General features: G+C 44.4%; 14 protein-coding genes. 7 read left to right on the top strand and 7 right to left on the bottom strand.

Annotated features, from left to right (window positions below; all coding sequences use genetic code 11):
• Position 1: 1 nt before the first annotated feature.
• The 3 genes from ST37_RS06025 to ST37_RS06015 all read right to left on the bottom strand — a co-directional run bounded on the left by ST37_RS06025 (position 2) and on the right by ST37_RS06015 (position 1,805).
• The gene (locus ST37_RS06025) at positions 2–280 is read right to left on the bottom strand and encodes a peptidylprolyl isomerase (protein ID WP_084884631.1); all 279 of its coding nucleotides are present in this window, start codon (positions 278–280) and stop codon (positions 2–4) included.
• Positions 281–323: 43 nt separating this feature from the next.
• Complete coding sequence (locus ST37_RS06020; protein ID WP_143698139.1) at positions 324–764, bottom strand: VanZ family protein; 441 nt, start codon at positions 762–764, stop codon at positions 324–326.
• Positions 765–896: 132 nt separating this feature from the next.
• The gene (locus tag ST37_RS06015; RefSeq protein ID WP_143698138.1) at positions 897–1,805 is read right to left on the bottom strand and encodes a LysR family transcriptional regulator; all 909 of its coding nucleotides are present in this window, start codon (positions 1,803–1,805) and stop codon (positions 897–899) included.
• Positions 1,806–1,944: 139 nt separating this feature from the next.
• Here ST37_RS06015 and ST37_RS06010 point away from each other — a divergent pair, with 139 nt between their 5' ends.
• Both ST37_RS06010 and tdh read left to right on the top strand, forming a co-directional pair.
• A complete protein-coding gene (locus tag ST37_RS06010; RefSeq protein WP_084884628.1) occupies positions 1,945–3,141 on the top strand; it encodes a glycine C-acetyltransferase in 1,197 nt (398 codons plus the stop codon).
• Positions 3,138–4,169 carry an L-threonine 3-dehydrogenase gene (gene tdh, locus ST37_RS06005; protein ID WP_084884626.1) on the top strand — a complete coding sequence of 344 codons (1,032 nt, stop codon included), beginning with the start codon at positions 3,138–3,140 and terminating at the stop codon, positions 4,167–4,169. Before ST37_RS06010 ends, tdh begins: the two co-directional genes overlap by 4 nt.
• Positions 4,170–4,370: 201 nt before the next feature.
• Here the strand turns inward: tdh and ST37_RS06000 are convergent, their stop codons facing one another.
• From ST37_RS06000 to ST37_RS05990, 3 genes are all read right to left on the bottom strand, one after another.
• Entirely contained in the window at positions 4,371–5,600 is a 1,230-nt protein-coding gene (locus ST37_RS06000) for a site-specific integrase (RefSeq protein WP_084884625.1), read from the bottom strand.
• Entirely contained in the window at positions 5,582–5,764 is a 183-nt protein-coding gene (locus ST37_RS05995; RefSeq protein WP_084884623.1) for a hypothetical protein, read from the bottom strand. Before ST37_RS05995 ends, ST37_RS06000 begins: the two co-directional genes overlap by 19 nt.
• 2,422 nt (positions 5,765–8,186) lie before the next feature.
• On the bottom strand, positions 8,187–8,510 hold the full coding sequence (locus tag ST37_RS05990; protein ID WP_084884621.1) for a hypothetical protein: 324 nt from the start codon (positions 8,508–8,510) through the stop codon (positions 8,187–8,189).
• Between the two features lie 227 nt (positions 8,511–8,737).
• On the opposite strand from ST37_RS05990, the gene ST37_RS05985 reads away from it, so the two are divergent.
• The 5 genes from ST37_RS05985 (at position 8,738) to ST37_RS05965 (ending at position 16,742) form a co-directional block, all read left to right on the top strand.
• Positions 8,738–9,271, top strand: coding sequence for an NYN domain-containing protein (locus tag ST37_RS05985; protein WP_084884619.1), 534 nt, complete (start codon positions 8,738–8,740; stop codon positions 9,269–9,271).
• A gap of 324 nt (positions 9,272–9,595) precedes the next feature.
• Positions 9,596–13,705: a site-specific integrase gene (locus ST37_RS05980; RefSeq protein WP_084884618.1), complete on the top strand. Its 4,110-nt coding sequence runs from the start codon at positions 9,596–9,598 to the stop codon at positions 13,703–13,705.
• A 45-nt stretch (positions 13,706–13,750) separates the two neighbouring features.
• Complete coding sequence (locus ST37_RS05975; protein ID WP_084884616.1) at positions 13,751–14,437, top strand: hypothetical protein; 687 nt, start codon at positions 13,751–13,753, stop codon at positions 14,435–14,437.
• A gap of 382 nt (positions 14,438–14,819) precedes the next feature.
• Positions 14,820–15,368 carry an antitoxin Xre/MbcA/ParS toxin-binding domain-containing protein gene (locus tag ST37_RS05970; RefSeq protein ID WP_172400933.1) on the top strand — a complete coding sequence of 183 codons (549 nt, stop codon included), beginning with the start codon at positions 14,820–14,822 and terminating at the stop codon, positions 15,366–15,368.
• Between the two features lie 270 nt (positions 15,369–15,638).
• Positions 15,639–16,742 carry a Fic family protein gene (locus ST37_RS05965; protein WP_084884612.1) on the top strand — a complete coding sequence of 368 codons (1,104 nt, stop codon included), beginning with the start codon at positions 15,639–15,641 and terminating at the stop codon, positions 16,740–16,742.
• 789 nt (positions 16,743–17,531) lie between these two features.
• Here the strand turns inward: ST37_RS05965 and ST37_RS05960 are convergent.
• Positions 17,532–21,830: an Ig-like domain-containing protein gene (locus ST37_RS05960; RefSeq protein ID WP_084884610.1), complete on the bottom strand. Its 4,299-nt coding sequence runs from the start codon at positions 21,828–21,830 to the stop codon at positions 17,532–17,534.
• Between the last annotated feature and the right edge of the window lie 1,464 nt (positions 21,831–23,294).

The raw sequence follows: 23,294 nt of genomic DNA, 5'->3' as shown, positions 1-23,294 counted from the left end.
GCTACGTTCGCCAAAGCACTTTAACCACATGCCAGCCAAATTTGGTTTTGACGAGCTGCGGGGTTAACACCTCCCCACTAAAACAAGCTTTATCAAACTGTGGCACCATCTGTCCTCGACGAAACTCACCAAGATCGCCCCCTTTTTTGCCAGAAGGGCAGGTTGAGTATTTTTTGGCTAATGTTTGAAATTTAGCCCCTTTTTTAAGCTGCGTGATGATGTCTTCTGCTTGGTTTCGGTGTTTAACTAAAATATGTAAAGCGTGTGCGGTATTTGCCATGAAATTGGATAGCCCGATAGTGTCGTTTAGCCGAAGTTTACCATTATGAACGGGAGTGATCTAATACCAATAGCCGCTTTCCAAAGCGGACCAGATGTTGGAGCAGTGCCACACACAGTGCACCACTAAGTACACCTGCTATATTGACGGCCATGTCGAGCCACGCAAAATGTCTGGCTGGAATGAAATATTGTAGGCTCTCGTCTAAGGTGACTAAAACAAGAATGGGGAGTACCGACATAGATAGCCCCACAGGTAATTTGCGCCACGAGTAAGGCGAGGTGAGTTGAGCGACAATTCCTAAAAATAGGGCAATGATGGCGTGTAAGAAAATTGCACCACCTAGAGTGTGTTCAACATGTTTGATTAAAGATACGTTTGCGCCGATGGATTTAAGCGCTGAAGCGCCGCCAGCGGCGATTACACAGAACACCAATAGCAGAAGCAGCACTGTTCGTCTAAATGTAAAAGTGGGTGTTTTCAACTAGGAAATCCAACAGCTCGAATTAATTTAAACTAATCTTTTTTGGCAATTCAATCAAGTTCACACTTATTGACTCAATACCTCGCTGTGCAACCCAACGATACATTCGCTCAATCACAATAAGGTAGGGCCCTAGCCAAGTTTTTGCTCGCAATATTCAATAAAGCGGCCCACTTTAATTGGGATATAGGTAGAACCGTGATACTGGGCGTAGACTGAGCCGAAATAGCGGCTTTCAAGGGACCACTCAGGTAACACCTGATTTACCGTTCCAGATTCTAGGTGAGCGTTTATGACGAAGTCATGAAAGATCCCGATTCCTAAACCTCCAAGCACCGCGTTTAGGCGCAATTGCGACTGGTTAGCTGCAAAGCGTCCATGGACGACCACTTTCTCACTTTGATTGTCCTTTCTAAATGTCCAACTCGCAGTATCTTCCCGCTCAGCTATGAACAAACAATCGTGCTCCGCAAGCTCGCTCGGCGTCTTAGGAGTCCCTTTTGAAGCTAAATAGTCTGAACTGGCAACGAGCACCAGTTTTGTGCCACCAAAGTTTTTACCTACAAGTTCAGGACTTGGCGTGTCGGTAAGCTTAAACGCGATGTCGACCCCTTTTTGGTTGAGATCATAGTCGCCATCGATGGCTAGAATCTTAATATTGACAAGTGGATGCTCAGCTAAGAACTCTACCACTATGGGTTGCAAAACCGAATGCAAATAAGCCTCGGGTGCAGCGATGGTTAAAGTACCTTCTACTCGATTTTGATATTGTTCGGCCACTACAAAAGCCTGTTGGGCTGCATTCAACATTTGTTGTGCCTGCAACACCACTTCCTCGCCAATAGGGGTAATGGCCAGTTTGCGGGTGCTGCGCACAAACAGTTGAGCTTGAAGCGCCCGTTCAAGCCGTTTAACTAACTTACTTAACGCAGATGGGGTCACTTGTAACTGCTTCGCCGCCTCCGTAAAACTCTTCTCTTTTGCTACTACAATAAAAGCAGCTAAATCGGGAAGATGAGCCATAAGCTGTTCGGTTTTCACTATTTGTGCCTCAGATTCACTAATGTTATTCCCATGCAGGGAATACTAATCCTAATGGGGATAAATTAGAATAGAAACTTCAGAAAGGCGGAAGGTTTATCGCTTCTCATCCTCAACATCAATGAAAGAAGGACGCACTATGTCTTCGACGTTTTACACTCAAATCCAGCAGCAACTCGACGAAGTTAAAGCTGAAGGTCTCTACAAGTCTGAGCGCGTGATCACCTCTCAACAGCAAGCGCAAGTGGCCATTTCAACGGGCGAGGAAGTGCTAAATTTCTGTGCCAATAACTACCTAGGCTTAGCGAATCACCCAGACTTAGTCGCTGCGGGTAAGCAGGGTATGGATGACCACGGCTTTGGCATGGCGTCAGTTCGCTTCATTTGCGGAACGCAAGATATTCACAAAACGCTGGAAGCTAACCTGTCGGCGTTTTTGGGTAAAGAAGACACCATCTTATACACCTCATGCTTTGACGCTAATACCGGTTTGTTTGAAACGATTTTAGGTAAAGAAGATGCCATCATCTCCGATGCACTCAACCACGCCTCAATCATTGATGGTGTTCGTCTGTGTAAAGCAATGCGCTACCGTTATGCCAACAACGATATGGTGGAACTTGAGAAACAACTGATTGCGGCTAACGAAGCGGGTGCTCGCCACAAGCTGATCGTGACCGACGGCGTATTCTCGATGGACGGCGTGGTGGCAAACCTACCCGCGATCTGTGACTTAGCCGATAAATACGATGCGTTAGTGATGGTCGATGACTCTCACGCGGTTGGCTTTATGGGAGCAACAGGAGCTGGGACACCCGAGTACCACAATGTGGTTGATCGCATAGACATTATTACCGGAACACTAGGTAAAGCGTTGGGCGGTGCATCTGGTGGTTACACCTCGGGCAAAAAAGAAGTGATTGACTGGTTGCGTCAGCGCTCACGCCCATACTTGTTCTCAAACTCCGTAGCGCCAGCGATTGTGAATGCGTCGATTCGCGTATTAGAGCTTCTAAAGCAAAGCGGCGAGCTGCGCGACCATTTATGGGATAACGCGGCGCATTTCCGCGCTCGTATGTCGCAAGCTGGTTTCACTCTCGCGGGTGCTGATCATGCCATCATTCCTATCATGCTTGGTGACGCGAAAGTGGCGGCCGAGTTTGCCGAACGTTCACTGGCAAAAGGCATTTACGTTACGGGTTTCTCATTCCCAGTGGTACCAAAAGGACAAGCTCGTATCCGCACCCAAATGTCGGCGGCACATTCTCGTGAGCAATTGGACAAAGCGATTGATGCTTTCATTGAAGTTGGCCGTGATATGGAGCTTATCAAATGAAGATCAAATCACTGTCAAAGTTAAAAGCGGAGCCTGGTATTTGGATGACCGAGGTAGATAAACCTCAACTTGGCCATAACGACCTACTCATCAAAATCAAAAAGACCGCCATTTGTGGCACCGACGTGCACATCTACAACTGGGACGAATGGTCTCAAAATACCATTCCAGTTCCAATGGTAGTAGGGCACGAATACGTTGGTGAAGTGGTCGAGATAGGCCAAGAAGTACGTGGGTTTTCTTTGGGAGATCGCGTGTCTGGTGAAGGCCACATTACCTGTGGACATTGCCGAAACTGTCGCGGCGGACGCACTCACTTGTGCCGTAATACCGTTGGCGTAGGCGTCAATCGCGAAGGCGCGTTTGCAGAGTACTTAGTGATCCCTGCGTTTAACGCGTTTAAGATCCCAGAAGGCATTTCAGACGATTTGGCGTCTATTTTTGACCCTTTTGGTAATGCAGTACACACCGCGTTGTCGTTTGATTTGGTAGGTGAAGACGTCCTAATTACAGGCGCAGGCCCAATAGGCATTATGGCCGCCGCAGTCGCAAAACACGTAGGCGCACGCCACGTTGTGATCACCGACGTTAATGAATACCGTCTCGACCTTGCGCGCAAGATGGGCGTAACAAGAGCGGTCAACGTAGCCACCGAAAGTCTTGATGGCGTGATGAAAGAGCTTGGCATGACCGAAGGCTTCGACGTAGGTTTGGAAATGTCCGGCGTTCAAGCGGCATTTAGCTCGATGCTAGCGACGATGAACCACGGTGGCCGTATCGCGCTATTGGGTATTCCACCATCAGATATGGGCATTGACTGGAACCAAGTGATTTTCAAGGGCTTGATCATCAAAGGGATCTACGGTCGTGAAATGTTCGAGACTTGGTATAAAATGGCGAGCCTGATCCAATCGGGCTTAGATTTGACCCCAATTATCACTCATCACTACAAGATTGATGACTTCCAAAAAGGCTTTGACGTCATGCGTAGCGGGGCTTCCGGGAAAGTTATCCTTGATTGGGAGTAGGGCGTTCGCTTAAGGCTAACCCCTCCTTTTTAGTTAGGATGACTGAAATTTATTTGGAGTAAAAAGGAAAGAAAAACCCTATTTAGCCCATAAAAATGCCCCAAATATGCCCCAAGAAAAAGACGCTTCGATGCGTCTTTTTTTATGAGGTGTGACGGGCTGTGTCGGAAGCTTTGTTTAGTTCTCGAATGACTTTAGAGGCTAAAGCTTATTATGAACCTTTTTTAGCTCCTCCCAAACTCGAGCTGACTCTCGTTTGTTTGCTTCATCCAACCACTTCCCATAGATGGCTGTAATCATATTGATATTTTTGTGCCCCATCTGTTTTGCTAGGTAGTTAATGTTTACGTTAGCGTGAGTGATCATCCAACTAGCATATGTATGTCTGAGTTGATATTGCTTACGGTGCTTCACTCCAGCCTTTAAGCACATCGATTCCCAAATTTTTCCGAGCCCACGTGTACCATAATAGTCCCAGTCACTTCCCTTTTGGCGTCGAACAACCTTAGGGTTGAAAACAAAATGAAGGTGTTCCCGTCTCATTGACTTGTCCTGTAGTTCGACGTCATATGGCTTTGAGGGCAGATTTCCTGTTAGTTCATATTGACTTTTCAATGCTACGACAACAGGAGGAAGCAAATCGACGATTCTCTCTGTGTCAGTTTTCGTTGTTTTCAGACCTCGATCAGTATACGCCGACCGTCGAACTTTGATCGTATGCTCCTCAAAATCTACGTCTTCCCATGCCAATGCAGCAAGCTCACTAGTGCGGATGCCGGTATACACGAAGGTTGTAACAATGTTTCTGTGCTGTTCCTGCTTACAATTAGCGAGAGCGGCATCGATTTCCTCGAATGAGAAGGGTTCAATTTCAGGATCAGCATTTTTTACTCGCTTTAATATCGGTGAGTAGTCTTTGTCAACGAACTCCATTTCATGTGCCCATTTTAAGAACGCTTTTATGGTAACCAAGTTGTTGTTAATGGTTGTGCCGCAGAGCCCTTCTGACATTGCTTTCCGATACTCAGTTAGTTCAAGTGGCGAAATGGCATCGCAACTGCGGTTGCGGCCAAAAAATTGAACAAACTGGCGTAGCGCCCAATTTTTTCGTTGCAAAGTCGAGCGCCTAACATCTATGTCTTTGTATTCTAGGTAACGAATCGCCAAGTCTTCAATCTTACGAGATGCATGCTTTCCACCAGCATGTTTTGACAGGGGGAAGTGTTTGCCATATTCGAAATTTCCGAATGCGATTTCATGAAGTATCGCATCACGTTTAAGCTTTGCATGCTTAATATTTTGGCTGTTTGGTGTCAGGTTCAAGGTTTCTCTGCAACGCTTGCCTTTAAGGCTAAAACTAATACGAATGCTGTTACCATGAATTTCGACCCCTGTAGGAAGCTTTGTTTCTTTTACTGGTTTTTGTGCCATTGGTTCCACTCCTCAATATCCAGCATCCAAGTGCCATTTACCTTTTTGAATAGCGTTGATGGGTAACGGCCTTCGTGGATCCGGTTGCGTAATGTTTTTGCTGACAAACCGATATATTCAGCTGCTTTGTTAAGGGTGATTACTTTGATGGTTGTCGTTCTCATATTGGTTTTCCTCGATACTTTGAGAGTGTACCGATATAGGCGAGCGACTATTGGTTGCTGAGTAACCAACTATAGGGATGCTAAACCCTATCCATTCTCATTGATCGGCAGTTCGTCAGGTTTCGAAATCATTGTCTACGCACTTTCTCTCCCGACTAGGGAGATGGAGGAGTGGATTAGGAAAATGCTTGATTGATTTAGCCTCGTACCGATTGCCATAGCACAAAAGAATGATGTGATGCTCGCCTCAGGAGCCCGTGTGCGACGAAGTGAGCCGTTTGGGGTCGTCCTATCCGGTGGGTAACCTGGAGTTGATTATCATCCAAAGGCGCTTAACAGCGCTTGGGCTACTGGTCAGGCTCAACAACTGTTCTTCATCACTCGCGAACTTGGGTTCAAAAATAGTAGGGTTTTACGCCATTTTTGTTTGTCGTCCCCTCGTTATGGGATGACGGCCTTCCTGAATCGGCCGAATTTCGGCTAATAAAACTATATTGGACCGAACCTTTTATAGGCGAACCAATTTACGACCATTTAAGTTCTGGGCCTCACCTTCAATTGAAGAGAAAAAATTAGCAATAAGAACAATGGTATAGGTCGACTTTTCCAAGAGATATTTTTCGACTCTTGGCGTTCACCGCTGAAAATCGGCAAAACTCGGGTATTTTTGCCGAAAAAAAACGGATCCAGTCGGACGCACCAAAAAATCGGCCCCGGCAAGGGGGGGCAGGCCAATAACCAACGTTTCGATGCTCGCCTCAGGTGCCCTTAGGCGACGAAGTGAGTTTGTTGAGAGTGCCCTGTCTTGTGATCAACCCTTCATCGTGCTCCCTTTAAAAGCGCGATATTAGGGGGGACCCCTGATTGGCCTTAAAACGGATTTCAATTGAACGCCTGCTTGGATTCAAAAAATAATTAGTCATAAGGCGGTTTTTAATCGTCGTCCCCTCGTTTTGGGGGTGACTTTCCTGAATTGGCCGAATTTCGGCTAATAAAACTATATTGGACCGAACCTTTTATAGGCGAACCAATTTACGACCATTTAAGTTCTGGGGATCACTTTCAATTGAAGAGAAAAAATTGGCAATAAGAACAATGGTATAGGTCTACTTTTCCAAGGGATTATTTTTCGACTCTTGGCGTTCACCGCTGAAAATCGGCAAAACTCGGGTATTTTCGCCGAAAAAAAACGGATCCAGTCGGACGCACCAAAAAATCGGCCCCGGCAAGGGGGGTCAGGCCAATAACCAACGTTTCGATGCTCGCCTCAGGTGCCCTTAGGCGACGAAGTGAGTTTGTTGAGAGTGCCCTGTCTTGTGGTCAACCCTCCATCGTGCTCCCTTTAAAAGCGCGATATTTGGGGGGGACTCCTGATTGGCCTTAAAACGGATTTCAATTGAACGCCTGCTTGGATTCAAAAAATAATTAGTCATAAGGCAATTTTTAATCGTCGTCCCCTCGTTTTGGGAGGTGACTTTCCTGAATCGGCCGAATTTCGGCCAATAAAGCTATATTGGACCGAACCTTTTATAGGCGAACCAATTTGCGACCATTTGAGTTCTGAGGCTCACCTTCAATTGAGCGGCAGTAATTGCCATTAAGAACAATGGTATAGGTCGACATTTCCAAGAGATTATTTTTCGACTCTTGGCGCTCACCGCTGAAAATCGGCAAAACTCGGGTCGTTTTGCCGAAAAAAAACGGATCCAGTCGGACGCACCAAAAAATCGACCCCCGCCTCATGTGTCCATGGGCGTTGAAGTAAGCCGCTTGAGATCATCCTATCTGGTGGTCAAGCCACCACCGATGATACCTCTTAAGGGGGGCTGTACTGAGCTTTTAGATCTAACCTGCGCCCAGATTGTTCTCCACCGCTCGCCAAAGCGGGCTTAAAGGGCGAAAATCTTAGCCCCAGTACTAACGTCTGCCTATGGCCGACCAGGCTAGATTGAGCCGCTCAAAGGCGCTAAATTGGACTTGGACTTTTGGATACTCTGATGCGTGACATCAACGGTGTAATCTCCCTAAGGTGCTTGTCACAACCAATAAAAAATTGATTCCTCTAATACGTCAGTTCTCATCTACTTTTGAGATAAAATCGGGCAATTGGAAGTACTCATGTGGGTGCTATACTGACGGTTAGGCAAAGACATTAAGGGGATACGTTATGAATGGACCACTCCCACCTATTACTTAACCATACTCGTCGGATATCTAAGCTCGGTTGGCTCATATTTACGTTGGTTAACTCCTATGATGGTCGCGCTTGCGGCTGCGGCTTAAAGTCGCTAAGCCCAACTTCCATAATATGAGTAAGCTATGTTTTAACTAGGGCGCTGGTATTTTTTGGATAGCAAGCAGAACTGAGTGATCCATTAAGGTGCTCAATTCAAGTCATGAATTGAGCACTTAGTCTACATACTTATTCAACTTCGCCAAAATCTCTAACAAACTGCTTTAGCATGTCGTTGTAGAAATTAAACAGAATATTCCGAATATCATTCTTGGTTGGGTATATCGCATCTCCCAATACTATAGGAGTGATTGTGACGGCAAGATCAATCAAAGCTAAATCGCGCTTGGTGAAGTTTAGTCTGGAACCAACGCCATAGAAATCCATTAGGGAGCGGTAAAGCTCACTCTGTAACTCTACAACTTGATCATCAGAAAAGAAACGCTGATGTTGAATTCGGCGGTGAACAAACTGCGCGCATTGCACAGCAACTGCTTGGGGGTAAATCATCATCAAATCCTCTTTTGTGTATTCCTTTGAAGGCTACCCCGGTAGATTTTCCCGACTAGCTTCGTCATTGATGACCTGAAATAACCCCCTGTATTTATGATGGCCGTTTTCAATTAGGTGAATTTATTTCGCAAGATAGCTTTAAGCGAGCCCAAGATTGGATGGGCTCTAGTCGGGAGTTGCTTTAATGCGAACATTAATACATCCAGTTAATCGGAAAGGATGTTTCCATGTTAGAACGCCACCAGAAGAACATAGTGATAGCGATATTTGTCGATACTGAAAACGTTACAACAAGAGGATTCCGCTGCTTTGTGCAGAGCTTAAAATTGATGGGCGACGTCGACCTTAACGTATGTATGCACTCTGAACGGTTGGCAAAAGGTAAGTGGTTTGGCATGACCAAAGAACTTGATGGCAGAGTGTTGCATACAAAAAGACTTCGTAAGGGTAAAAGTTGTATGGACGTGTTCATGGCGACACACGTTTGCGCTAGAATTGTTAGAGAAAAGCCAGAGATACTTATCTTGTGCTCTGGTGATTCAGACTTTGCTGAACTAGTGAGGTATGCCAAAAGCAACGATGTTCACGTTATCGGGTACGCAAACCAAATCGGCTGCGCTAACTATGAGGCGCTGTTTGATCAATTCGTGACTGCAGGGTTGTTTCGAGGGGCAATAAATCATGCCCGTGGCCAAAGTGTAAAAACCAGACGGCCTTTCGTTGTGCGCGACGCAACCGTAATCCATTCGGGCGTGACATAAACGATTGTGTATTTCACCACTTTAGCAAGCGAAAAAAGACGAGGTCGTGGTTTGTGACTTAGGGAACGGATTTACTTAGAGGCTGCCAATAAAGGTGGTTTTGAGGCATTTCCAATGTGACATGGTAACTGCATGCCCATTAATGTGGTTGTCACATTCTGAGTTGTAATTGACCACCTTCTGTGTCGATATTTGAAGTATCCACATCAATCTAACCCATCACATCTCTCATAAACCAGTAGCACTTTCTCATTCTCTCCACGTTGCATTACTGCAGATTTTCGTTCGCCTATGTAATAGAGGTCAGACATACAGGACAATTGCATGGATAAACTAAATCAACTGCTTACCGAGCATTTAGACTGTGGCACACAACAGCGCCGCTTGCTTAGTAAGCTTCTCACGCCGTTTAAGGAGTTGCGGACAGTGGACAACCTAAGCGTTGTGGTGCGTGAACTAGGAAACCTTTATTCAATGGTGCTTGACGCTTTTGATAATGAGATCGACACCACCGCTGTTCGTCATGAAAGGGCGATGCTGAGTTCGGTGTTTCATAAAGAAGAGTTAGTAGCAGACCAAGATTTTGGCTGCCGGAGTATTTCTACCATCAGGAGTTCTCTAGAGCTTTCCAATGACGCTTGTGAACTCAGTGTATTCGCTAGTTATTTGCTCGCTCGTGATTGTATACCAACTAGTGGTGTTCAGAAGTTGCGTCAAAATGAGATTGGAAATCGCATCTATTGCGAGGCTTTGTGTAGCAGGAAAAAATCGATAGCACGCGAGTTTGCCGATGAAAACCGCAACCGTAAATATGACAATCCTGCTATCAATCAATCTCATTATCTTACGGCAGATGAGGAACGGTCGATAGTAAAGATGAGCGTTTCTGTTTTGCAAGACTCAGGGGCAAGCGTTAGCGACAGCAAAATGGCGGTAGGGGTTTTACTGTTAATGTGCACTAGCATCCATCCAGATTGTTGGGAGCAGACCAAAATTGGCATTGAACGCGGTGATCAGCTTGGGATTTGCCTATCTAGAGGTAGTTGGACACGATCAGATTATATTCCTGACAACGCTTATCAAAGACCCGAGAATGTGAGTGAGCTAATGGCGCCGCATACACATAGAGTTAGCCTTCCATTACCTAGGCTACTCATACAACGTCTTCGTGATTTGTTGCCTCAATTAGGTGGCAGCTTTACCCTTGCTCAGCTATTGCCGTTGGAATCTAAACAGGTTTGGGATTGGCTGCATTCAAAAGTTGGTAAAGAGGTTCTTGTTCATTGGAGAACCGGTTTTTCATCGCTTCGGGCTGTTAGCTTTTGTCACCTGAACAACTATTGCGACCCGCAAACAGCGTCTTTAATTTTAGCTAATGCTGAGTTTTCAAATGCCCACCACCTCTATTATCACTCGCACAAGGTAGCCTATAGCATCAAGCGGTATGGCAAAGCATTGGAGTCGATTCTAGGGAAAGAATTTGGATTTCCATATAGTCTGATCGAAGTCGACTCTAGCCTATATCATGGCAGTGAGGTGGTTGCTGACCTTGATAAACTGCAATCACGACACGATGAGGTAGGAATCGAAATTCGGCGCCTTTGGTCTAAGCGAAACTTCTTGTCTGAACAGAAATTAAGGACACTCTACAACCTAGTGGCATCTGTCGTAGGTTCGGCTTATGCGACAAATGCATCGTTGCGCGAGCAGTCTGCCATAGAAAATAAGGTATTGGGTATTGGTGCTCACGACGGTCAGGTTTTTAGAGTCGAGGAGAAAAAGCTCTGTAAAATTCACTCAGCTCGGTTACTACCGTTGACCGATTATTCTGCATCGCTGATTCGTCGAGGATTCAGAATGATGCGCCATATACGACGTCGGCTCAAGTTGCCAGTTCTGCAACAAAGTGATTCAGTTCTAACGGCTTTTGATGGGAACGGCCGTCTGATACCTCTGTCATCCACCAAAATGCTCGATACTTTGTACCCTAACCACAAAGTTCCGGGGAACTGGTTTCGACAGATTGCGACCACACTCATTCGCGAGGTTGATGAAACAGAGCCGTTTGGCATCGCTCTCTGTGGGCACGAGCCAGATCGTTTTAGGCTAGAGTCTCCCTATTACCTGAGTTCTACTCGCTGTTTTCAAGACAGTATTGAACAAGTGCAAAATAAGCTAATTAGCTTACCGAGGTTGCCAACAGCAAATCTTGAAAAACAGAACGAGAAAACTGTGCCATTGAGTCAAGTAGACCGAGCCGCGCTAGTGGTTCATCGTACGCTACCTCCTCATATCAAAATGAGCGAATTAGTTAGCACCATAAAGAGTGGAGCTAGTGTGGCAAATGTTGGAGGTCTTCTCGCGTTGACTATGGAAGATTCAAAACGTTGGTTGTTGACTGATGAGTCTGCAGCCGCTCTAGAAATTCTTACTAAAAATAAAGCGTTATCAAGATTAAATCAGCTGGGATCCAAACCTCAACCTTATCTGCCTTGTCATATAGCAACGCATATCACCCATGCTTTGAGGGTAACTAAGCCACTAAGTGAGAAAACCTTAACTAAGTTACTTACAGGTACGATTAGCGAGCAAGAAGTTCAAGTAACTGTAAAACGTGTCGTTCATCGGAGACGAACGGCAATTGGAGAATTAATAGAAGATCTGAAGCTGTCTGGGAAAAACAGCAAAAATTATCAGCTTCCTATCCTTAAATTGCATTTACAAAAAGTCTTGGAGCTGGAAGATGGGGCTGAGTTAACCTTCGATGAATTGTTACAGCAGGTGCATCAAGATCTTGGGGCGTTAGAATGGGTCTGTTACTTTTACATTTTTAAAGTGCTTACCGACACCCAGAAAAAAGGTGGTATACAAACCAGTACGCTAGAAGATTATGTCCATGCCACCATTTACCCTCTAATAGAGTATTGCTTAAACATTGATTTAGAGGAGATGATGGAAACACCTGAGGAGTTCAGCAAAGACTTCATGGCTTTTGCGTCAGAGCAAGAACGTGAATCCAAAAAAGCAGAGTCGACTTGCTCCACTGCCGTTGAGAGAAGAACGAGGTTTTTGCGGATCTTATTGGGAGACAAGAGTAGTGGAAAATATGGTCACAAGGTCTTTGGTGTAAGGGCGAAGTTGGTTAGTGCAACTCAGTTTAGGTGCGCCTTACTAGCGATCGAAGGTAGCAAAGACCTCAAGTCTCCAGAAAAGACCAATTTGAAAGCCCTCGCCATTCTGATGTATCGATTTGGATTACGAGCCTCCGAAGCTATGAGCCTGTCAGTACAACACATCAATATTGACTGCAATCGCTTAATGGTACGGACTACTAGTAGAAAACGGCTAAAAACGGTGCGTTCAAATAGAATACTATCCATGTTTGACTTCTTGTCTGACGAAGAATTGCAAATCCTTCGTGATTGCGTTGATTTTGCGATTGGGAACTATCAGTTCGAGCTGTTTGAAAATACCCCTTATATCCGGGATATACTGCGAGGGCTGTTTAAGACCGTTACTAATGACATGGAATTTACCCTCCATGACCTGCGTCACTCTTACGCCAACTTATACTACCTGATGCTTTTGCAGGTAGGGATTCAACCGGTACGAGACTACTTTGAAACCAAAGATTTAGAAGCGATTCGACAGAGGTTTTGTGAAAGGAATGTCCTTGGTGGACGTACAAGTGGTGCACTATTCGCATTATGTCGCTCTATGGGACATGCAGGCGAGTCGACTTTGTTTAGGCACTATATACACACTGCGGACCTTGTTTATCGTTACCATTCAGCTTCCGGAAAAACCCTCACTCAAAAAGAGGTATCAGATGCGTTAAACGTACCCTTCGCGATGTTTCGTAAAAGACGGAGCCGAGACGACTCGGGTTGGAACACCGGCCTTAAGTTGCCAACTGCCGGGGCCATGCCCTTTAAACAGCTCACAAGCGAGTCAATAGTTGGGCAACCACATATCGGGGAAACTAAACAGCAATTTGCGTTTAGGGCTGTGAGAGCCACGAAAAGTGTCATATGCCAACTCGAGGTTGGATATGGGAACATGGATTTACAAGCAAGGTTTGCATTCAAGCTCGTTGGGCTGCTTTCATATGCTCAGAATGAAGGATCGGTTTTAATCAACTTAGCAAAGACCAGGGTGTTTCGAAATGTGTTAACAGAACTTATCAGCGCCAGTCCCAGCGATATTGAGCGGGAAACGAAGTTATGGGTACTCAGTTGCAATACGAAAGGTCAGCTCAATACTTGTGACAATAACATTGATTTTAGGTTGGTATCAAAATTGGATGGTATCGCTCTAAGTGAGTCCCCGTTGGGGTTCTATTCTATAGTCGGTGGTAGACGTCAGGACCGAATCATAGCGCTGGCTCTAGCTACCTTATTGTTCGCCAGTCAGCGAGCCGAATACAAGCGATGAACTCGTTCGCCTATGTAGTGGAACACTCACTACAGGAGGCCGATCATGCCTACACAAACAAAGTTATCGATAAACATCTCTAAGCTACTATCTTACCAGGGTTCGATTGAAAATTTGACCGTACCAGATAGATACCTCAACCCAATGAAACAGTTAGTGCGCGATCGCTATGGGGCTACTGACATTGAATGGATTTCGACCGATGAGGGATTGCACTGCTCATTTACTCCTGCAACCAAACACTCAGCAGTGAAGCCTTCTGATGTCGAGGCTGACTTTGCAAATTACATGAACCTTGTAGTCAGTGACCTGACTGAGGTAATAGAAAACCAGTTCCGTCAGTGCACATCGAGTGAAAATCAAAAGTACCATAAACTCCTAAAGAACCCTCTTATTGCGGAGCAACAGGCGGTACAAAACGTTTTACCACCAATGTCCACCGGTGACTACAAAATTGAACAGCTGACTGTTTGCTACTGTAAAATCGGACTTCCTTTGACTGACACGGAAACTTGTCTTAAGAGTTTTGGGGTAAAGGTTGTTGGCGAGAAAAAGGCTGACTTTACTATTCAATTGCACCGCATGACGTCAGTAGAAGACCAGATGCAGTTGCTTAATGCGATTCGAGTGGCTGCACAACTTAACACGACGTTTCGCGTCAAATGTAAAGTTGTACGTGACCAATTTGGTCAAATTAAATCTGCTGAGTATGTTGGGTTGATTGCCGATTAAGTGACTTAAAGGGGTTATGTAAGTCTTGGATAGCCCCTAAATCAACTTAGTGGGAGGTGGGCAGAAACCAGACTTATCAGCCAGGAGTTTTAGATTCTTCTTTCAACCCACATGGCACTGGTAATATCGAAAAAATCCTAGTGTTCAGGTCATTTTAACGCTGCACTCGATAATGACGATCCCGTTGCTAGCATCATATTCGCTTGTCACAGGTGGAGGTAATGGTTGCCTAGTGGGCTGTATTACATTTATTTCAAGGAACTCGTGTAAGCCGATTAACGCAGTGCTGCTAGAATTGATGGTGCGACGAAGAAAGGACTTCATTTTAACTTGACTAACGGTACGACCTAGCACTTGAGCTTTTACGATGTCGGAAAGAACTATGGATTCAATTGAAACAACAGATGGGTTTAACATCGACTTGTGTAAACTCACACAGCGCTCTGCTGAACTGTGTAGGCAATACGTTCATTTGCAGCGCAGCAGAAACGCTACCGCTGTTTGTGCGAGCAATAGCTCAGACGCAATTTCGCTCAACTATTTGTTGGTCCCTGGTTTTATGGAAGTCCCACTCACGATTGCAGAAGCGTTACAAATAGCGGCAAGCGGTAAAACTATCAGGGTTATCGTGAATATTCTATCCAAGGAGTTGGTTGCGAGGGGACTCGGCATTTCCTCGCATGACCTTAGTCGACTGTACAGGCACAAATCCCTCGGGACATACCAATCTGAAATAGTTATAGGTCTGTATCAGATTTGGGGAGAGCTCATACAGTTGTTTAACGATCAGGATGAGTTAGTCATAGAGTGGTTGAGTAATTCAAAACGGCCTCTAAACGATAAAGCCCCCATTGACCTGATTAGGTACGCAGCAGGGCGCGATGCGGTACATGATTTGATGGAACGGATGAAATCAGGTGATTTTTCTTGATGGCATAGATTCAGGCAAACGCACGAGGGTAGTGGTTTTTGTGCGACGACAACATTCTTTCTCAAGGATACGGTCAACGAAAGTGCGCTTTTTTCGTCGAGTGTGGTTAATGAAGTGATAATTCAGAGAAAGTCGATAGTAAGTTTGCTAAACCCATCATCTTTATGCCGACTAAAACCACTATTCACACCATGATGTGATTTGAAAAACATGCTTATTCACATCATAATGTGATTTGAATAGAGCTTACTTTCGAATCAAGGTATCAATATGTGGATCTGGCAACAGCCTAATTGGCCTCAATTTAGGTGGGATAGTACGGTCATAGAACCGTTACTTAGGCAAACACGCCTAAATCAAGGAATTTTACTTGGAAAGATGACAAGTCAGTCTCAAGACCATAAAGAGAGTTTGCTTGATACCTTGCTAGCGAATATTGTTCACTCCAGTGCGATTGAAGGTGAAAAACTCAACGCTTCTTCTGTGCGCTCTTCACTGGCAAACAAGCTTGGTCTAACAGAAGAACGCCCTTTCCCGACAACAGAGCAAACAGATGGTTTGGCTGAAATCATGCTTGATGCTGTCGAAAACCTTGATGCGCCCCTTACTTTAGAAAGGATTTTGCATTGGCGCGATAAGCTTTTTCCTGAAGGCTACACCATGTTTAACCCAGTCATCGGAGGCCAATTAAGGGGCTCTGCACCTATGCAGGTGGTATCAGGACGAATTGATAGACCGGTTATTCATTTTGAAGCGCCTGGATGTGAGATTTTGGATGCTGAAATAACTCAGTTCGTAGAGTGGTTCAATGAGTCAAGGGAAGACGTCACCATTGATCCACTAATTCGAGCTGCAATTGCACATCTATGGTTTGTAACCCTGCATCCTCTAGATGATGGGAATGGTCGAATTACTCGATTGCTTACGGACTTGGCGTTAGCGCAAGCTGAGCAGCAATCGGTGCGATTCTATGCGATGTCGGTGGGCATTTTGGCCAACCGCAAAAGCTACTACGAGATCTTAGAAAAAACCCAAAAAGGCGACGTAGACATTACGGCTTGGATAGTTTGGTTTTTTGACACCCTAAATGAAACGTTTGATGCAGCCCTTGATGAGATTGAAAAAACGGTTTTTAAAGCCAACTTTTGGCGTCATGTCGAGCAAACTAAACTAACTGCGGAGCAAGTGAAAGTGTTGAACAGAATGCTTGATGGCGACTTCAAGGTTGGGATCAATACCTCTCAATATCACAAAGTTGCCAAAGTCAGTAAGCCTACTGCAACTCGTCACCTAACTGCACTTGTTGAGCAAGGCTGTTTAGAGAAATCTGGGGCAGGGCGAAGTACTCGATATGTGCTGGCTAAGCATGGTTAACTGTATGGTGATTGTGCCTGTAAGCTATTTCTGACTTACAGTTTCCCCTATTGGCAGGTCCCTGTTCATGAAGGATTAGATCTTAACACCTACCATTGCGTGGAGCGCAAAATGTTGGGAAATGTGACATTTCGAGTATGTAGGATGGTGTTGCGTTGTCACATGTTCTTTGGAATTGTTCCATACCGGCTTGAGTGACAGTCTTCAAATAGGCACTTCGTGTCAGCGGACAATAAAGCCTGTTATGAATCCCTGAAGGTGTAACGCCCATTATAATGGTAAATATCTAAGATTATGTGGGTGAGCAGAAAGAAAGCATAGTCCTTATAGGTGTTGTGTTTTTCTGTGCTGACTTAGGATCGAATTGGGCATTGTTGGCAAACTCACTTTTGCCCCAAACTTTGTTAGACACGTAAAGAATAGTTCACTGGTGTAACACTATTTGGATTACATATATTTACACTTGAACCACTACAAGGTAGATATCTTAGCTCTTCTAACACCCAGATACGACAAAAGCCACTAGAAGTGGCTCTATTACGCGCTACCTGCGGTCAATACTCGATGAGTGGAAGAGAACAGGGCTATTTGAATTCATTTGTCTACGAGTGGAGGGGAAGCCGCGTTTCTCATAGCAGTCATCAATAGTATATGCTTGTAACCTATCGAGTTCAAATCTAGCGGAACATGCAGGCATTGCTGGCAAGCTTATGCCCCAAAGCGTATTGCGTGCAATGGGGCTGGTATGTTAGTCATCCTATACTTCGTTTGTGAAAACGACATTGAAGCTCAATCTTCGGGTTGACGTTGACGCAGCGTCCAAAACACACCAGAGTTGCTGACAATAACCCATGTATCAGCTACCTTCCAAAGGTTCCCAGTAGATGGTAAGCCCCAAAGTTCACTGTCAGTTAACCAGTTGTCGGCTGTGTCTTTAACTACCATCCGGTTATCTGACAAGATCATGGCAAATTCACCGTCAATATTTGAGTTTGGCAACAGCATATCTTGAGTGTCAATGGATTTGTTATCTAGATGATTGGTTAACCGTACGCGGTTTTCAATTACTGAATCCATAAGTACATAACTGATGGTGTTATCGTCAATGGATGTTAGCGATATTGCATTAGAATTATGCTTAGATGTAGGGTCTGTCGACTCCACGCGTCCTAAGTCGGTATAGTAAATATCGCCAAAACGGACGGAAGATCCATTAACTAAACTTTGCTCGAACCCTTGCGGAAATTTAACTTCTTTTGCCCAGGTGCTATCAGTTGCCCACAGCCAATGGCTATCCGTTTTACTTTGATTTGTGTTTTCTGTGGCTCTACATGTCATGGTATATCTATTACTGTCCCCAATGAATGATATTTGGTAAGCGACAGGGCTTACACCATTATCGATACAATAATTTTCATCTAACATGCCATAATGGGTATTATGCTGAACTTTTTCTCCTGTTTTTTTGTCAATTAACACTATGTGATGATCGTTAGTATAAAACGTATCACTAGGTACTTTCATACCAATAAAGTAACTGTCATGGCGAGCATGAGCAAACCATAGTCTATGATTAGAGCTATAATATACAGTACTAATAACGTCTTCAATGATCGTCCATTGACGATTTTTAAATGAATACTTGAAAGTCCGCAAAGACCGTTTATTACTACTAGAGTCAGAAAAAGTGGTTAATAGAGTAATGTCACCATTGGTGTCAATATGGTGTATCGTGCCACGAGAAAATATTTGTCCATATCTGTCTGTAACACGGTCATCTTGCTCTATTTCGTGGTGAATGTCGTTTTCAAAGTCATATATATAATTTATATAATCATCTTCGTCTTCTTTGCGCAACTTATAAGCAAAAAAGCCATTACCTCCTCCATTTATGCTTGTTTCATCAATAATAGGCGTATAGCCGTATCTAGGGCCCTGCCAAAATAGTGTGTAGTTGATACCTTCTTCGAGGTTATATTCAATCAGCCAATATTCTAGCAACCCTTGTACCGGTGGCAACACTGAAACTAATTGATAAACGGAATCTCCCTGCGTAAAGTTAAACTTTGTGCTAGCAATACTTCCTTCTATGTCATTGCCTCTGGTTATGGTCCATTTATACTCTTGTAAGTTATCGTCTACTGTTATATCCAAATCAACCCGTTTATAACTCCCAGAACCGGAAATAATCACTCCAAGCTGGGTTAATGGTTGAAGCATATCATCCGATATTTGGCCTAAATTCGCTGTTGACTCACCTGCGCGAACACCACGAATTGACTCACTATTGTTGCCATTAGAGAGACTAAGTATTTTCAGACCTGATTCATCAGTAGTGCTACCTACACTAGTAAATCGTGGCTCATGAAAATGCGTTGTGGTTCCATCTGTGTATTCAATTGCTATAACACTACTTACTCGTTCTCCTTCCTTCAGTGCCAAGCGGTTCCCAGTAATATCTGGTGTTACTGACACGGGGTCAGCTTGACGCACGACCATCGCTCGTTGCACTGTGAGCGAGTTCCATTGGGCTTTTATCGTCGCTTCGCCGATATTAACCGCAGTAATATAGCCAGAATCTACACTGATAATATTAGCGCTTGATGACTCCCACAAAGCAACCTCTGTAATGTCTTTTGGTTCGACATCACCATCGTAATACGCCAAGAGACGCAACTGACGATTAATACCACGTGGCATTGCGTCAAAATTACCGTCTAAAACAACACGCTCAGGTATGGGTTCAGTCACGGTGAGCTTTTCCTGCGCTACAAAGCCAAAGTAACGAATAGAAACCGTGGTTTCTCCAGCCGTTAGCGCATAAACCTTTCCACCTTCTACGGTCGCAACTTCTGGATTGGACGAAATCCAGCTTACCTGTTCAGTAATATCATCACGTGTTCCGTCGGTATGAACCGCATACGCTTTTGCAGTTTGTGTTTGGCCGTACTCCATATCAGTGCTTGCCATATCCAAATCAATGGACGATGGCTCTGGAGCATTGACTGACACAGTAACTCTACTGTCAAAGCCTTCATAGGTTGCTGTGATTGACGCAGTTCCCGCACCGAGTGCAGTTACAACACCATTAGAGACACTTGCGATAGCTTCGTTGCTGCTCGTCCATGTGACTTTAGAAGAGTAATCATAAGAAGTGTTATTGTCGTAATGGGCAAGTGCTGTTAGATTCCAAGCGCTGCCAATGGGTTTTGGTATTACTTTACCAATGACACTGATGGACTGTAATTCAGGATCTGGTAATACAACCTGCACGTCGATGCTCGCTTCCACGCCATCAAACGTCGCGGAGATAGTCGCTACACCCTCATCCAATGCTTCAACTTTACCATCGCGTACCGTTGCCACATTCAGATCAGACGAGTTCCACACTGCGGTGGAACGCAGGTTAAGTATTAGACCATCATCAAACTCCACCATCGCGTCAAGCAGCCATGAACTGCCCGCGAGTTTGGGGCCCTCATAACCTTCAATCTCCATACCAACAATTTCGGGCGCTTCTTCGTCAACTTCGGTAACCACCAATCTTACCTGTTGAGATATGCCATCAACTAACGCCATAATGTCAGCGTAACCACTTGAAAGTGCCATGACTCGGCCTTCAGTCACTGTGACTACCTTAGGATTTGAACTACCCCAGTAAGCCATATGAGTGACATCACGATGCTCACCATCATTGTACATAGCTCGCGCTTGCAGTTCCCAAGAGCCACCAACTGGCTTAGCGGAAGTATCACCGTGTATAACAATGTGATCAACGCTTGGTGCGTCATCAGCACGTACTTTAACTTCTAAGAACGCTGTCGCAGATAACGCTTGGTAAGTAAAGTTAACAGAAACCGTACCTGCTTTGTGTGCCGCTACTCGGTTTTGGTCAAAACTAGCTATTGCCTCATTGCTAGTGCTCCATTCACCTAAAGTGTCTATTTGGCTCATCGTGCCATCGGACCAAACCCCAACAGCTTTTACATCTGTGGACTCATCCACATATAGCCATTCAGGTAGCGTTACAATCTTTACGTCTTTCAGTTCGATGTCACTGCCACCTTCTAACACCAAGGCGTCAAAAGAGTCAAAACAGATCTGCTCGTCATGATTGAGTTGGGCAGAAAGAGTAGCCTTACCTGGTGATTTTAATGTCGCCTCACCATGTTGATTGATGCCAATCACCGATGTGTTGCTGCTGATCCAGCTTACGGCTTTATCGATAGGCATACCCGTGGATGTATCGCCGATGGAGGAACGAAGCCCCCAATTATCACCAACCTCGCCACGACCGGTGTCACTACCATCACTATGAATAATCGAAATCAGACAAGAGCTCTCAATGGCATCTAGAATTGTGTCTGACGATTGGTGCCAGTCTTCAAGCGTGGTGTCGCCGTCTTGCAGGTTTAGAATGCGCTCTACTTCAAGAGCCATATCACCAACAAATAATGAATCCCATGTAGCCATTAAATCAGTTTGATTATTTTCAAGCCACTCATTCCAGTTTCGATTGTCTTTTAAACTGTTCAACCAATCTCGATCGTTTACATTGGCTTTTGTACTCTGCAATAATTCATGTTGCTGAGCGGTAGCCAATTTGAGAGCGGTTTGATTCGCAATATCTATATCGCGATATTCATGATATTCGCTCCACTGTTTAAAATTGACCTGACCTGAATTGTTGGAATCAGCAAGCGCATATTCTGCTGAACTCATAGGTGATAAAACAATGTTCTCAAGCTTGCTGTCAGTGAAACTAGCAAGGGTCATGTTAGTGAAGTGTGACATTTCCGCATTGTTTGCTAGATTGGCGCGTACAATGATAGGTTCTGATTTCATCGACTTATAGTCTTGTTCACTAACTTCAAATGAAACTGAGAAATCGCCATTAACACTACTTCTCTCAGAGTGAACTAAATTAGAACCGGCCAGGACAGAAATGTCTTTGCCTAAATTGCCATCAATTAATATAGAGCCGGAAACAGAAAATTTATATTTTTCCTCTGGAGAAGGGGTGTCATTTTTATCCTTACAGCCAGATAATGCCAAGGCTATTGGAATTAATAACCAACCTTTATTCATTTTTTTGGTTCTCGTTGTTAATATTTTGAGTGGAATGTACGTTACAAGAGTTTAATTTAAAAAAGAACTATACGGGCTGGTTTACTTGTAACAAGCGGATTCTAAATGTCACTAATTGATATTCTCAGGGCGGTTAAACTATATAAAATCACGAGGATATACTAATTTAGAGAAGAGAAATATACATATTACTAACATTGCACTGTAACGAAATAACGCTCTGTAGACTGGATAGTTTAGTGGTGTAATGCTTTTCAGCGCTAGCAATCAATTTCGGTAACTCAATCGTCTGATTCGCCGTTGCTTTACACAATACTTCGCCAATGTTGAAAGTGAATGCTAGTAATAACCCTCACGATAGGCTTGTAACAGTCGGTCCATTTCGCTTCTAGTATCCTACGGTAAAATATCGTTTGAAGACCGGTGAGCCCTTGTTTGGTAGGCTTTTTGCTATCCTACGCATTATGCAGATAACTTCGTACAACGCCTACGCTAAGCGAGTGCTATCACCTGAAATCTCAATAACTTTTTGGTGTGTCTGCTTGAGAGGTTAGAATCGTTTTCAATGCTAAAATCTGATAAATGCAACTCTGACGCTACGAGTGCTTGGGTGACTGGATCTACGCAGGCATGCACTTTTCACTCGGTTGAATGCTTGTCATCGGGGCTGTGCGTTTTAATATTCCTTTGGTGCTTACTGTGCTCAGTTTCGTTACATGTAGACACGGTAATATACAAAATAGATAAATCGATGTTGCACTAATAATTGATTCAAAATGGGCGGTTTAGCGAAGTGGGGGTCTTAATGGCTGAATAAATCTAGCTTTGAACGACTATTTTTTGCTCTTGCCAAGAACAGGCGTTGTTTCCTAAATCGACGGAACTTTTCCAACTTTCTACGATCTGATCATTTGAAGCAACAAAAATGGTTAGATTGTGCATGTAGCCGATTTCTGACTTTCAGTTTTCTCTAGTGGCAGTTTTTCAATCATCAGAGATTAGATCATGGTATCTACCCATGTGTGCAAAGCTAAAGGAATCAAAATGTGACAGTGCGAGTATGCAGGGTGGTATTGCGTTGTCACATTCTCTTTGGAGTTATTCCCTATCGGCTTTAGTGAACGACTTCCAACTTGGCCCTTCGACTAAATAGCTGAATAATTACCATTACAACGCATCGATGAGCCACCTCTATCCCCGCTCATCTGCAATCGTGTCATGTAAGTCGCTTTATAGGCGAAGTTTGGCTGTCCACAAAGGTGTACCTTTTTGTACGCCGCAGACTAGTCGGGAAAAAGTGTTCATTTACTCTTCATATTACATATAGGTCATGTTCATGAATTTGGCGGGTCTTAAGTTGATCCGTACCAGCAGTATCGGACACCGAGTTAAGTGAGTAAAATCACTAACGAGGTGAATCAATGTCCATTAAGAAAACGAAACGAACTCGACACACAGAAGAAT

The organism is Vibrio sp. qd031 (assembly GCF_002100145.1).
GTDB lineage: Bacteria > Pseudomonadota > Gammaproteobacteria > Enterobacterales > Vibrionaceae > Vibrio.
The sequence above is the reverse complement of the archived record's forward strand: the minus strand, read 5'-3'. Positions and strand labels throughout refer to the sequence as shown.